The organism is Paenibacillus sp. FSL L8-0435 (assembly GCF_037965655.1).
GTDB lineage: Bacteria > Bacillota > Bacilli > Paenibacillales > Paenibacillaceae > Paenibacillus.
In genome coordinates, this window is sequence record NZ_CP150185.1 from 1,587,242 (window position 1) to 1,601,492 (window position 14,251).

Genomic DNA, 14,251 nt, shown 5'->3' on the forward strand with positions numbered 1-14,251 from the left:
GAGTGGGTTGCAGGTAAAGAGTAAAGAGTATAGAACACCAAAAAGTAAAGTCGCCATAAGGCGACTTTTTTGATGTAGCAGGTGAGAGGGCAATTGCACTTGATATTCTTCGGAGTGACGTCAGTTCCAGGGAATCGAAACCTTACATTTCTTTCGAAAGCGTAATGAGCCTGCTCATCCCTTCCCGAATCTGCTGTTCATGTGCATAAGAGAAGGACAGGCGCAGCTTGCGACTGGCTGAATTATCCGAAGAATCAAATACGGTTCCGGGTACGAATGCAACGGATTGTTCCATGCATCGGTGAAGCAGTCTTCCGGTATCCACACCCTCAGGAAGCTCCACCCAAAAGTTGAGTCCGCCCTCCGGCCGGGTCCACGTCCAGTCCGTTTCCAGCAGACACTGTTCCATCACTTCCATCCGTAGCTGGATGGCGGTCCGCAGCTTGGACAGATGCTGATGCATACGTTCTGACTGAAAATAACGGAGAAAAAGCTTCTGGTTCAGAAGGGGCGATCCGTTATCTGTCAGTGATTTTACAGCCTGTAGTCCTGGCATGAAACGCTGACGGCATATGATGGCTGCAATCCTTAGCCCGGGTGCAACATACTTGCTGTAACTGCGGATGTACAGGGTGTGCCCAGTGGTGTCATAGGTGAAAATGGGTGCAGGAGGTTTCTCCTTAAAATAGATATCATAGGTGCTGTCGTCTTCGAGCAGAAAACATCCATACTGTTCTGCAAGTTCGGGTAACTGCTTGCGCTGTTCTACTGGAACGTTAACGCCGGTTGGATTATGAAAAGTTGGCGTCGTGTAGAATAAGCGTGGTTTCTCCGATTTCATCAGATGCTCAATCTGCTCCAGATCATAACCGTCCGAGTGAATATCCGTAAAGATCAGACGAGCACCCTGCTTGCGGAAAATCTCCATTGCCGGTCCATACGTAGGCCGTTCCATCAACACCCGATCTCCGGGTTTGACCAGCGTCCGCGAGATGACATCGATCGCTTGCTGGGCACCCGAAGTAATGAGCACTTCGTCTGCGGAGAGATAGAAGCGTTCTTTTTTTGTTAGATGGCTTGCCAGCGCACTTCGCAATTCCAGATCTCCCTGAATTGTGGAATACGTTCCGAGCAAACGGGGATATTGATCCAGCAGATCACGCATCAGTTCTCCCCAATACCGGTTGGGCAGCAGAGAGGGATCGATTAACGATTTGGAAAACTGGTATTCTGCTTCAAGGGACTGTACCCGTGCAAGTGAATCCCAATGCAGCCAGGCAGACACAGCGGGATCATCCGCCTGATCCGTTACGGAGAATGGAGTTGCTGGACTGACATAATAGCCGGACTTATCCTTCACATACACATTCCCACGTTCTTTTAACTCCTGATAGGCTTTGAATACGGTCAGACGATGTACGCCGAGTAGCTCGGACAGGCTTCGTACAGATGGCAGTTTTTCATGTTCGGCCCACTCTCCCGCTTCTATACGTACAATGAGATAATGGATTACTTGCTCATATAATTTCAGGCTGTTATCTGTCATCATCATGGTTCTGCCCACCCGGCTCACACTCCTTTTGAACTCTATTGTAACAGCTAATGGGAGAAAACTGTTCTGTTTTGTTCATTCTGTTCTGTAGACCATGAGATATGATGGAGAACAGATAAAGGAGTGGTTATCATGGTGGGGATTGCATTTACGGTTATGTGTCTTATTTTCGGTACAACATTTCTGGCTATTAAAATTGGAGTAGAGGCAGGCATGCCGCCTTTTCTGTCAGCCGGATTGCGATTTGTAATCGCGGGAGCGCTGATGTTTGCATGGATGAGGATGAAGGGCAAAGTGAGCTGGTCGCTCCTGTTCCGCAAGGAGATGTTGCTGACGGGAGCGGGACTGACCTTCGGCACCTTTGCCACATTATATTGGGCTGAACAGCATGTGAGCTCGGGTGTGGGTGCCATTCTGTCAGCGACAGGGCCTTTGATGATTATGTTGATGCAGACGGCGCTGTTACGGCAAAAAACATCTGCCCGTATGATTACAGGCTGCCTGATCGGGTTCTCCGGTGTGGTTCTGGTTGTGTTGCCAGGTGTATCGTTTGGTGCAGGTTCCCTGTTCATGTGGGGTTGTATCGCGGTACTGGTGGGGGAGGTCTGTTATTCAGCAGGTGCCTTGTACTCCAAAAAGGTTATTCATCAGTTCAAGGAGGCTAGTCCTATAGCGATCAATGCGGTGCAGATGATGTATGGGGGACTGCTGTTATCCCTGCTCTCAGTCGGAACAGAATCGTGGAATATGTCTACTCTGGACTGGGTGCCTGCCGTCTCGTCGGTGATCTATCTGACTGTCATTGGCTCCATGGTGGGGCATAGTCTGTTCTATTGGATTATGTCGCGTACCAACCCGTTGTTTCCAGCAACATGGTTATACATTTCACCACCCATTGCCGTAGGGCTTGGTGCTGTTGTCTACGGTGAGCATGTCAGCTGGGTTACATGGATCGGTGTAGTGCTGGTCGTTTCAGGTCTGCTGGCGATGAATGAGAAGGTGAGCAGCTGGTTGAAGAAAAGAAGTCGTGCGAGGATGACAGTGCAGGCTTCCGAATCTGTTTTAAAATAGCTGGCCTTTCTCACATAACAGATCGAGTAGCTCCATCGTTAACAATTTATGAGTTCGGGTAACTCTCAAATCCACCTTTTTATCAATCATTTTCATCTACATCAGTTCCTTATTGTAGTTTAGCTATATATTATCAACACAATGATTCTTACATGATACGAGATTCCAAGTGTATATTGGTATTATAAGTAATTTTTTGATAGGGCTACAAGTGTAGATAAAATATGATGGATTAGAGAGGATGAAGTGGGATGTCCGAAATGAAAAAAGCTGTGGTGATCGGGGTAGGTATTGCAGGGTTAATCACTGCAAGGATGTTATCTGATTATTATGATGAGGTATGTATCATTGAGCGAGATGAATTGCCTTCTGAGCCGGCAAATCGGCAGGGTGTGCCTCAATCCTTTCATCCACATCGTGTATTACCGCGCGGCGGACTCATTCTGGAACATTACTTTCCCGGATACAATGACGAATTGGTCGCGCTTGGTGCCATTCCTTCACATGAAGAGAAGTTTATGATTGCCAATCGCTACGGTAGATTAGTTAATAAGGCGAATGCTGCTTCCTCATTCAAAATTGCATCGAGCAGCAGAGCTCTGCTGGAATGGGTACTGCGTCAGCGAGTCCAGAACATAGATCATATAAGCTTCTTAACGAGTACGGAAGTTACGGGGTTAATGGCATCAGAAGATCAGCGTTCGATTACAGGCGTGTATACCAAAATAAGAGGTCGGGATAACCGGGAAGAAATGCTTGCAGCAGATATGGTTATTGATGCCGCGGGACGTTCTTCCAAATTGATCAGATGGCTTGAACAGATAGGGTTTTCCGTGCCTGAGCCGGAAGTGCTGAAGGTGTCGCTTGGTTACAGCACCCGCTATTATAAGATACCATCCTCTATTCAAAATGAATGGGGCACGGTGATAACAGAGTCCGATCCTGTGCAAGGAATTCGTGCAGGCATGTTGTGGCGCATTGAAAATGATATCGCCGGACTGTTACTGTTCAACGCAGGGGGAGATGAATATCCTTCAACTCATCCGGATGAGTTCCAAGAGCAAATCAAACATCTGTTTGCTTCGGATGAAATCGTAGCATTGGCAGACCAGCTGGAGCCTTTTCAAGGGCCGCGGGGATACCGTATTTCCGAGTCTGTCCGTCAACATTTTGAACTCATGGAGAATTGGCCCTCCGGATTACTTGTCCTTGGCGATGCATTTTGCAGTTTCGATCCGATCCATGGCCAAGGCATGACGGTCGCTGCAATTGAAGTCGAGACCATAGCGAAATGTTTGGATGAGCAGCGAATGCATCCTGAGCCGCAGTTTGAGCGCCAAGTGTTGCTTCGTATGCAGCAGGCCATTGAACCGGCCTGGTGGCTTAGTTCTGTGGCTGATCTGCGTTGGAAAGGGGTCGAACATGTTGGGCCTTCCCGAATGAAAGGGGTTGCTTTTGCTCAGAAGTATATAAACTTGTTTACTAAGCAGGCGATGAAAAAGGCGAGTCAGGAAAATAATAAACATCTCTTTTTTACCCAGTTCCTGATGAATGCTCTAATCCTTCCTCCAAGTGAATACTTTAAAGGTGAAATCCTGAACATGATCCTGAACGACAATGGTTCCAAAGAAGAAATGGAGTTAAGAGCAGAGCTTGGTGTCCAAGATCCGGAGCTGTTTCAGCAAAGAATAGATGAGATCATTCCGTCATTTCAACTGGAATTTGATGGGCAAATCAAAAAACTGCTGGAGTCTTTCCAGCATGCCATGAGCAAGTAAGATAATAATTCGTGGTGCGAAAGTAGGCAAAATATGAAACGAATAATTTTAAATTTCATAGCTAGCATTGTAATCTCATTCATTGTATTTTTTATTGTTTTGTTTTTTGCCGATGTCCAAGATACAAATCGTGTCATCTTATCTATGGCGATTACGATTTCGCTACAATTATCCTTGATTACCGCATTGTTGCTCTCAAAACATAAAAAATAACAGAAAAATATACCTAATATAATCGTTTAAATAGGATAATGAACATATTTTTAAAATCAAAAAAACAGCCCTGTACGGCGAAATTCGCCGACTGGGCTGTTCGTTGATCTTATTTACTCTGCGTTCAGCACAAACTTCTCGATAACTTCTTTCACGCCGTCTTCGTTATTACTTGCCGTAATGTAATCCGCCAGCTCTTTCAGGGCAGGGATGGCATTCCCCATCGCTACACCAAGACCAGCAACTTCGAGCATCTCATGGTCGTTCCAGGAGTCGCCGATGGCAATACACTCGCTGAGCTGGTGACCGAAATGGTCAGCCAGGAAGGTCAAGGCGTGACCTTTAGTTCCTTCATTATGCATGATCTCCAGGAAGTAAGGTTTGGATTTTGTGATATGCACTTGTGGTCCGAGCAATTCACGCAGGTCAACGGCAACCTTATCCAAGTAGTCTGGCTCATCGATAATGAGCAGCTTCGGTGTCTTTTGTTCGATGACTTTGATGAAATCAGATTCGATGTAATATTGGGTGCCGTTTAATTTGGCATAATCACGCAGCTTGTCGTTTTCCTCACGGGCATATAACTTGTCGTCAATGTATGTTTGAAGGTGGAGATTGTTCTCCAGGCAGTAATCATACAATTTACGGGAAGCTTCCTGTGGAACGTAGCGCTCATAGAGGACTTTTTCGTCCAGCAGGTTTTTCACCAATGCGCCTTGATACGTAATGATTGGCACGTTAAGTCCGGTTTGACGAGCAAGCGCTTGTGCGGAAGCATAAGCACGTCCAGTCGCCAGTGTTACAGTTACACCATGGGCAACCGCTTGTTCCAGTGCAGTCTGTGTAGCAGGGGTTACTTCCTTGTTATCGTTGATCAAGGTGTCATCAATGTCGATTGCGATTAATTTGTAGGTCATCTGTATTTCTCTCCTTTTTTATCTGTATCTATTTGTATCTATACCCGACTTAACTATATCAGTTCAACTAGACGTTTTACACGAGAACGGAGAGGACAGAAAAAACCGGAAGAAGCGGAGCGTTCGCCTGAAAGCTTTCTGAAAGAAAGCTACATCGGAAGCATAAGCTATCACCGGATTTTCCCTATGAAGAAGGGAATCAAAAAAATCTGGGGATAACAGCGATCGGAAGGTTATTCTGTCATCGGAGTGGCAGGTGTAAACATTCTTGGGTTGAACTTATATACCTACTCTTCCAGGAAAACAAGGCCAATAAAGTCTTCCAGTTCAAGGTTGCCGAAGTAATGTTTTACATTCAGGCCCTCAAGCGCAGTACGCACCTCGGATTCCTCATACCGCTTTCCACGCAGCATATTTTCGATATCCGCCACATCGCCTACACCGAAGAAGTCGCCAAAGATTTTGATATCTTCGATGCGTCCATCCTTGATGTTCATGCGCAGATCGATGATGCCAACAGGGAATTTGCGAGTGTGCTTCACATTGCTTTCTGGAGACAAGCCATAGTTCCAGTCCCAGTTGTTATAACGCTCAGCGGAGATTTCCTTAATTTTGTCCCAGTCCTTGTCAGTCAGCTTGTATTGCGGGACGTCCTGTGGCTCCATTCTGAAAATGTGACGTAACAGCTCATCGCGGAACTGCTCAATCGTCAGGTTGGTGTCAATCAGATCCCGTATGTTGGCGACCCGGCTGCGCACGGACTTGGTGCTCTTGGATTTGAATTTCTCGGGATTGACGTTCAGGGAAGCCTGAACATGCTCCAGATTCAGATCAAACATCAATGTGCCATGACTGAACATGCGCCCACGTGTGGAAAACTGGGCGTTGCCCGAAATTTTCTTTTCGCCGACTTGCAGATCATTACGCCCGGTCAACTCGGCATTTACACCAAGCTCGTGCAGTGCTTCGACCACAGGCTGGGTGAACTTGCGGAAATTGTGGAAGGATTGACCGTCATCCGCTGTAATAAAGCTGAAATTCAGGTTGCCCAGATCGTGATATACCGCTCCGCCTCCCGAAAGACGACGAACGACCTGCACACCGTTATCCTGAACGTACTCGATATTAATTTCTTCAATCGTATTTTGATGTTTTCCGATGATGATCGACGGACGGTTGATGTAGAACAGCAGATAGCTGTCATCCTCCATCGGCAGATGCTTCAGAATGTACTCCTCAATGGCAAGGTTTACAGAAGGATCTGTAATGCCCTGGTTGTCTACAAACAGCATGGTCATTCCTCCATTAATGTATGTGAGGGATTGCTAGTCCCTTATGTAGTGAACCTTGTATATCAAAAGGAACCGAAATTCCTCTTCTATTGTAAACGAATTATGGTTGGGACACAAAGAAAACAGGATTGACCCACACCTCCCGTGCCATCCATAATAAAAAGGACATACAGAAAGGATGACGGAAGAATGACCGGTTATATCGAAGTGTTCGGACATGGCGGGGACGTGGAGACGGCTGCGTCACGATTTGGGAGGGAAGCTACTGATTTTCTGGATTTCAGTGCCAACATTAATCCGCTCGGTCCGCCGGGAGGGGTGCTGGAGGCTATACAGCAAGGATTGCAGTCGGTGATTCGGTATCCCGATCCGGCGCATCGGGGATTCAAAGCACTGCTGAGCGAGCGTCTTGGTGTGATGCAGGAGCAGATTTCCGTGGGCAACGGTGCAGCCGAAAGCATGGCGCTCATTCTGCTGGGGCTTGCCCCGCGCAAGGTGGGTACGGTGGAACCGGGATTCTCCGAGTACCGCGCGTTGGCAAGACAATTCGGTGCCGAGGTTGTGCATACGGAGGGAAGAGAAGAACTGGCGTGGCGAGCGGAACCCGAGGACATCGAGCAGCTCATGGAAAAGGTAGACCTGCTCTTCCTTGGCCAGCCCAACAATCCAAACGGTGTACAATATCCACTTGAGGTATTACAAAGGCTTGCCCGCAAAGCGGAAGAAACGGGAACCGTACTTGTCATTGACGAGGCCTTTATGGATTTTATTCCGGTAGACCGGCGTCAGTCCCTGGCAGCACAACTGAATGACTATCCTAATGTGATCATCATTCGCTCGATGACAAAGTTTTATGCCATTCCGGGCTTGCGTCTCGGATATGCTCTGGGCCGTGCCGAATACATTCAGGCGATGACAAAGAAACAGGTGACCTGGAGTGTCAACGGTCTGGCGCTCATGGCAGGTGAAGCCTGTCTGCGCAGCGGAGAACGGTACGAACAGGAGACCATATCACAGATCACGGGGGAACGGGGTCATCTCATCGCAGGACTGAAGGCGTACGGATGTGCGGTGACACCGGGAGAGGCGAATTTTATTTTGGCACGTGTGCCGGCCCCTTGGACAGCGGCATCAATGCAGGAGGCGCTGGGTAGAAGAGGTATACTGATTCGCAGCTGTGCCATGTATCAGGGGCTTGACAAAGGGCATGTACGTTTCGCGGTCAAGGATGCAGATGCCAATGCTACATTACTGGAAGTGCTGGGCAGCGTGCTGGAAATCAAGGGATATCCGAATGTTGATCAGACGAAAGATGAGGAACAGGGAGGGGAGCGGCAGTGACACTCCCGTTTTATAACTACTTTGCGAATGGAGAAACAGGTGAGAATAAATATGCGGCCACTTCCTGGCCTGGACTGAACATATCTGCACATGAACGACATATCAAAGCACAGAGCCCAAGGGCTGCCCAAGCGCTGTCAAGTGCAGTATATGGCGGCGGGATGCTTGAACTGGATCGCATATTTAACATCTATGTGGACAGGCATTACCGCTGTGATGATCCGCCACGTGATATCGAACAAGCGCTGAACCAATGGCAAGAGCCGCGGGATCAATGTGCCGGATTATTGACGGCCGTAAGACTGGAGCATACCTCCATTCAGGAATATACAAGTGATGAATTTGGTCTTCTGTGCTGCACCACTGCGGGTGTATCAAATGCCGCACGCGCGGGGTCGGAGAGAACGGTATTTGATACGGCGGGAAATAAGACGATGTCTTCCGGCCGGGAGCGCTCTGATCCTTCAGCACAGAATCTAACGTTGCCACCCTATGTCCCGGGTACAATTAACATCATGCTCTGGTTGAATGGACGCATGACCACCGGGGCGATGGTGAATGCGGTACAGACGGCGGTGGAAGCCAAAGCGGCAGCGCTGGCGGATGCGGGTGTTCCGGATTCGGAGAACGGGTTGCCCGCCACCGGCACCACAACCGATGCCATTGTGTTTGCGGTACGTCAGGCAGTGGAGGAACCTCAGCCGATGATCACTTATGCCGGAACAGCGACTACGGCAGGGGCAACGATTGGCAGATTGGTATACGACACGGTGACGGAAAGCCTTCGGGCCGGACTGTTATGGAAAGAGAGGATCAGGCACAAATGACTTTTGATGTGGAGCATCTATGGACCTGGCCGTTCTGGACAGGCATGGCGGGAGCCTGGATTATTATACTTGCGTACCTGTTGGACCGATGTATCGGAGATCCACGCTGGATTCCCCACCCGGTCATTGGCATGGGAAAAGGCATCTCGGCGTTGGAGCGTGTCATTCGCTCGCGTGTGCGCACAGATTCGGGGCTCAAGAGAGCCGGGCTGTTATTCCCGATGGTGATCGCGGGGAGTTCTTTTGCCATCACGTGGGGACTCGTATATATGCTTGGGCTGATTCATCCTGTCATTGCAGCGGCAGCTGAAGTGGTGCTCATTGCAACAACCATTGCTTCAAAAGGGCTGAAGGATGCAGGCATGGAAGTGTATCGTCATCTGAAGCAGCAGAATTGGCCGGCGGCCAGAACTTCACTGAGCATGATTGTTGGGCGTGATACGGCTCATCTGGATGAACCGGAGGTTGTGCGGGGAACGGTAGAGACGGTGGCCGAAAATATCGTGGATGCCATTGTATCCCCGTTATTCTATGCGCTCATTGGAGGCGCTCCGCTTGCCATGGCTTATCGTGCCGTCAACACGCTGGATTCCATGGTCGGATATAAAAATGACAAGTATCTGCATCTTGGCTGGGCCTCGGCCCGTCTGGATGATGTGGCGAACTGGATACCTGCCCGGCTGACCGCGATTCTGTTAATCGTGGGTGCCTGGGTCATGAAGCTGGACGCCAAAGGAGCAGCACGCATGGTTGCACGGGATGCAAGATTACATCCAAGTCCGAATAGCGGTTTTCCCGAATCAGCGGTGGCTGGAGCACTGGGCATCCGGCTTGGCGGACATAACGTGTATCACGGAGTTGCTTCATTTCGTGCCTACATGGGTGAAGCCACACGGCCGATGAAGGCCGAGGATATTGTGCAAACATCACGTCTGATGTTCTGGTCGGCAGGGGCTTTTGTGGTACTATGCGTGCTCATAACGCTGGGCGTGTGGCTGGCAGGAGGGACGCTGTTATGGTCATAAAGGAAGGAAATACAGGCAATGAAGTACATATGAATCAGCCTGAGCCGCTGAAAAGAAACATTCTGTGGGTCCGTCATGGGACAACGCTGTGGAATTTGGAAAAAAGATATCTGGGGCATACCGACATCGGTCTGCTGCCAAATGCCAAAGAAGAGCTGGCTCCGCTTCATGAACAATTGAGCGGTGTTTCGTGGAATGAGGTATATTGCAGTGATCTGCTTCGCTGCCGACAGACGCTGGAACAGATTCTTCCTGATGCCAGCGGAAAGGCGAAGTTCGACTCGCGCCTGCGCGAGAATGATTTTGGACAGTGGGAAGGGCTGACGTATGATCAGCTTAAGGATAACCCTGTGTACCGAAACTGGATTGATACGCCGCAGGAGTTCACTCCGCCCGGCGGGGAATCGTGGCAGGAGTTTACCGGACGGTTGGATTCCTTTCTCCAAGAGATGTTGTTGGAGGATCGTCCTTCGATGCACGTTGATGAGGGGCAAGTGCCAACCATAGTTGTGGTCACACATGGTGGTGTCATCCGGTATGCCTTGTCCCGTCTGATTGCCGGGCTTGGGTTCTGGGATACACATGTCGTACCGGGACAGGCGATTCAGGTTCAGCTTGATCAACAGGGGAATCAGTGGTCTGGCAGCAGAGTGACTTTTCCGCCGATCGGGTTGTAAGGATGTACAATATACCCTATAATCACAACAGAAGTGTGACTTCAGTATGGATACAGATACGCTGCAGGATGTGAAGCCTGAAGGAGTATGCAGCATGCAGAAGTTACACGGCAATGGTTTACCATATCAGCGACCAAGGGTCCCGCGTGTGAAGGCTGTTTTCATGGCAAATTAGTATGAGTCATGAACACACAAGGGTGAAATGGGGAAGCCGGTGCAAATCCGGCACGGTCCCGCCACTGTAAAACAGGATGATTCCTGTAAGTCAGGTTACCTGCCCTGGACGTACAAACCGGTGTTCCTTCGAGGAAAGGACAGCGTTTCGGGCTATTCTATGCGCATGGACAACCCTTGGTTGAACATGTACAGATCGCCATATGCGAGACGTCATCCCTGATCCTGGACGTATGGATTGGGGATTTTTTATTGTTCATGTAAAAAAAACGAACTTTTACACGCTAACGAAGAGTGCAGAACCGATCTGAAGAAACGGAGTGTTCGCCTTTATCCCCGGATTTTCCCTTTCGAAAAGGGAATCAAAAAAATCTGGGGATAACAGCGATCGGAAGATGGTACTGCAATCGGAGTGGACTTGTGTAAAATGGATGGGTTTTACTTGTACAGGAACACCAAGACATGGGGAATAAGGGTTCGAGCACGATGCAAGAAAATAGTACAAATAGAGAAGGGGAGAATAACAGAATGAATTTCAAAAATTGGAAAAACGTAGCGTCCCTGCTAAGTGCAGCGGCACTTGCACTGGCTTTGGCCGGATGTGGCAATGCAACAACAAACGAGGGTACAGGTACTTCACAGCAACCGGCACAGGAGCAGTCCCAAGGCCAGGCGCAGACGGACCTCAAAACCCAATATCCACTGACGATTACGGATGCGACGGGGGAGTCTTTCACTTTTGAAAAGGCGCCAACCAAAATTGTCTCTGTATCTCCAGCTGAAACGGAGTCTTTGTTTGCCCTCGGACTGGACAATGAGATTATTGGTGTATCCGATTATGACGATTACCCGGAAGCAGCAAAAACCAAAGCGAAAATGGGTGGCATTAACAAGCCAAATGAAGAAACGGTTATTGCAGCAGATGCGGACATCGTGTTCACAGGTATTTCAATGAGCGAGGATGCGGTGAAAAAGCTACGTGATTTGGGTATTACCATATTCAAAACGGATCCCAAATCCATCGACGATGTCATGAGTAATATCGAAACGTTCGGTAAAATTACCGATCATCAGGAGCAGGCACAGAAGTTAATCACACAGATGAAGCAGGATGTAACGGATGTGACAGAAGCGGTGAAAGCCGTTAAACCGGAGGAAAAGAAGAAAGTATATATTGAGTTCTCCCCAGGTTGGTCGGTAGGTAAAGGTGAGTTCATGGACGAACTGATCACCGTAGCCGGAGGAACCAATATTGCTTCTGATAACGAAGGCTGGTACCAGATCAACGAAGAAAATGTGATCGCCTCCAACCCGGATGTGATCCTGTACGCCAACGATGTGATTGATGAAAACTCCAAAACACTGGATCAGATCATCAAGGCGCGCAGTGGCTGGGATCAAATTACGGCTGTGAAAAATGACGCAGTTATTGGCCTGGATGCCAACCTGCTGAGCCGTCCGGGTCCACGTGTAACTCAAGGGTTGAAAGAAGTAGCCAAAGCGATCTACCCTGACTTGTTCCAATGAGTAAAAAGCTGATCCTGTTCGGAACGACGGGCATGGTGCTGCTGGTGCTCACCGTGCTCATCTGCACGGGCATTGGTTCAGTAGCGTTGCCGATCCGGGATATTGCAGGCATCCTGATTCACAAAATTCCCTGGGTGGGCGATTGGATTACACCGGATTGGAATAAGGCAGCCGAACAGATTATCTGGAAAGTCAGATTCCCACGTGTACTGCTTGCCGTGCTCGTGGGCGCATCGTTGGCGATTGCCGGTGCGGGATTCCAGGGGGTTCTTCGGAACCCGCTGGCAGACCCGTTCACCCTGGGCGTATCATCCGGTGCTTCCGTGGGTGCAGCCTTTCTGATTTTCTTCGGATTGCAGTATGCACTGATTGGGATCTGGACGTTGCCTTTGATTGCGTTTTTGACGGGTGTAATCACGTTATGGTTTGTTATGGCACTGGCTCGTGAAGGGCGTAAAATACCTACACACAGCCTCATTCTGGCTGGTGTGGTCATGCAAAGTTTCTTGGGCGCAGTTGTTTCCTTCCTGTCGACCATGTCGAAACAGACGATTAATGAAATTATATACTGGACGATGGGAAGTCTGGCTCTGCGTGGGTGGTCGTATACGGCCATCCTTTTCCCGTATTTTCTATTAGGGCTGGTCTTTCTCTGGAGCCGCGCACGCTCGTTGAATGTGCTTGCACTGGGAGAACGTCAAGCCGCACATATCGGGATCGGAGTGGACAAGCTCAAGCTGTCAGTGCTGGCAGTTGGCACACTGCTGACCGCAGGTGCTGTCTCGGTATCGGGTGTCATCGGATTCGTTGGGTTGGTGATCCCGCATATGTTGCGGCTGCTGGTGGGGCCGGATTACCGACTGCTGGTACCTTTGTCTGCCATTGGTGGAGCGATCTTCATGGTGTGGGCCGATACCATCGCAAGATCGTTGTTGGCGCCAACTGAAATTCCGCTTGGTGTCGTCACCGCCTTTGTTGGTGCGCCGTTCTTTGCTTACCTGCTGCACCGGAACAAAAAGTTGCAGAAGGGGATGATGCCATGAATTCCAGTAACAGTTCCAACTCGACTTCACTTATCTCCATTAAGGGAGCAGGGAAGTCATATGGCAATCATCAGGCACTGCGCAATGTAGACTGGCATGTTGGCGAAGGTGACTGGTGGGGAGTTGTCGGACCAAACGGCAGCGGCAAGTCCACCTTGATTCAGCTTATTGCCGGAACGGAACAGTTAAGCGAAGGTCAGATCCATATTGATGGTCGAGACATCGGCTCTTACAGCCGTAAGGACCTGTCGCGCATGATCGCTGTATTGCAGCAGGATGGCTTGCCAGCTATCTCCTATCCCGTGCGAGACGTGGTAGAGATGGGGCGATATCCGTACCAGAACTGGCTGGGGCGGGAAAAGGGTGATGGAGCACTTGTGGTGGACAGGGTGCTCGAAGACCTGGGATTGACAGAGCTGGCGGACAGACCGCTGGATGCACTCAGTGGCGGACAACGGCAGCGGGTCGCACTAGCCAAAGTTATGGCTCAGGAGCCGAGGTTACTGCTGCTGGACGAGCCGACCACGTTTCTGGATATTAAATATCAATTGCAATTCATGGAATTGTTATCGGCATGGCGACAGAGGACTAACATTACAATTGTGGCTGTGCTGCATGATCTGAATCTGGCCGCGTTATTTTGCGATCACATTCTGGCGCTGCGTGAGGGATTGACGGTTGGAAAGGGCACGCCTCATACGTTAATCAACGATGAGAACATCCAGGACATATTTCGCGTCAAACCCGCGATTGTCTCCCATCCCGACCATGCCATACCTCAACTGCTGCTGCGGCGGGACATCGATTAAATGAA

Annotated in this window: 12 protein-coding genes and 1 riboswitch; of the genes, 9 read left to right on the forward strand and 3 right to left on the reverse strand. The window is 49.4% G+C overall.

All coding sequences use genetic code 11. The annotated features are described in order from the left end of the window. Positions 1-142: 142 nt before the first annotated feature. Entirely contained in the window at positions 143-1,564 is a 1,422-nt protein-coding gene (locus tag NST33_RS07135) for a PLP-dependent aminotransferase family protein (RefSeq protein WP_313771413.1), read from the reverse strand. A 120-nt stretch (positions 1,565-1,684) separates the two neighbouring features. On the opposite strand from NST33_RS07135, the gene NST33_RS07140 reads away from it, so the two are divergent. Together NST33_RS07140 and NST33_RS07145 are read left to right on the forward strand one after the other, a co-directional pair. Continuing rightward, positions 1,685-2,623, forward strand: coding sequence for an EamA family transporter (locus NST33_RS07140; protein WP_221819218.1), 939 nt, complete (start codon positions 1,685-1,687; stop codon positions 2,621-2,623). A 251-nt stretch (positions 2,624-2,874) separates the two neighbouring features. Further along, on the forward strand, positions 2,875-4,401 hold the full coding sequence (locus NST33_RS07145; protein ID WP_339307351.1) for an FAD-dependent monooxygenase: 1,527 nt from the start codon (positions 2,875-2,877) through the stop codon (positions 4,399-4,401). Between the two features lie 326 nt (positions 4,402-4,727). Here NST33_RS07145 and NST33_RS07150 read toward each other — a convergent pair whose 3' ends face one another. Both NST33_RS07150 and NST33_RS07155 read right to left on the reverse strand, forming a co-directional pair. Beyond that, a complete protein-coding gene (locus tag NST33_RS07150) occupies positions 4,728-5,531 on the reverse strand; it encodes a Cof-type HAD-IIB family hydrolase (protein ID WP_062833159.1) in 804 nt (267 codons plus the stop codon). 287 nt (positions 5,532-5,818) lie between these two features. Beyond that, on the reverse strand, positions 5,819-6,823 hold the full coding sequence (locus NST33_RS07155) for a lipoate--protein ligase (RefSeq protein ID WP_221819221.1): 1,005 nt from the start codon (positions 6,821-6,823) through the stop codon (positions 5,819-5,821). 189 nt (positions 6,824-7,012) lie between these two features. Between NST33_RS07155 and cobD the strand changes: the two genes are divergently transcribed. The 7 genes from cobD to NST33_RS07190 all read left to right on the forward strand — a co-directional run bounded on the left by cobD (position 7,013) and on the right by NST33_RS07190 (position 14,246). Beyond that, positions 7,013-8,164 carry a threonine-phosphate decarboxylase CobD gene (cobD, locus tag NST33_RS07160; protein ID WP_221819222.1) on the forward strand — a complete coding sequence of 384 codons (1,152 nt, stop codon included), beginning with the start codon at positions 7,013-7,015 and terminating at the stop codon, positions 8,162-8,164. Further along, positions 8,161-8,991, forward strand: coding sequence for an adenosylcobinamide amidohydrolase (locus NST33_RS07165; RefSeq protein ID WP_221819223.1), 831 nt, complete (start codon positions 8,161-8,163; stop codon positions 8,989-8,991). Before cobD ends, NST33_RS07165 begins: the two co-directional genes overlap by 4 nt. Positions 8,992-9,035: 44 nt before the next feature. Then, positions 9,036-10,016 carry an adenosylcobinamide-phosphate synthase CbiB gene (gene cbiB, locus NST33_RS07170; protein ID WP_221819347.1) on the forward strand — a complete coding sequence of 327 codons (981 nt, stop codon included), beginning with the start codon at positions 9,036-9,038 and terminating at the stop codon, positions 10,014-10,016. Next, positions 10,007-10,693 carry a histidine phosphatase family protein gene (locus NST33_RS07175; RefSeq protein WP_221819224.1) on the forward strand — a complete coding sequence of 229 codons (687 nt, stop codon included), beginning with the start codon at positions 10,007-10,009 and terminating at the stop codon, positions 10,691-10,693. The genes cbiB and NST33_RS07175 overlap by 10 nt, the downstream gene beginning before the upstream one ends. A gap of 161 nt (positions 10,694-10,854) precedes the next feature. Continuing rightward, positions 10,855-10,990: riboswitch (cobalamin riboswitch) on the forward strand. Positions 10,991-11,395: 405 nt separating this feature from the next. Next, entirely contained in the window at positions 11,396-12,394 is a 999-nt protein-coding gene (locus NST33_RS07180; RefSeq protein WP_221819226.1) for an ABC transporter substrate-binding protein, read from the forward strand. After that, positions 12,391-13,437 (forward strand): iron chelate uptake ABC transporter family permease subunit, encoded by a 1,047-nt coding sequence (locus tag NST33_RS07185; RefSeq protein ID WP_221819228.1) that lies wholly within the window; start codon positions 12,391-12,393, stop codon positions 13,435-13,437. Before NST33_RS07180 ends, NST33_RS07185 begins: the two co-directional genes overlap by 4 nt. Continuing rightward, positions 13,434-14,246: an ABC transporter ATP-binding protein gene (locus tag NST33_RS07190; protein WP_221819231.1), complete on the forward strand. Its 813-nt coding sequence runs from the start codon at positions 13,434-13,436 to the stop codon at positions 14,244-14,246. Before NST33_RS07185 ends, NST33_RS07190 begins: the two co-directional genes overlap by 4 nt. The last annotated feature ends 5 nt before the right edge of the window (positions 14,247-14,251 follow it).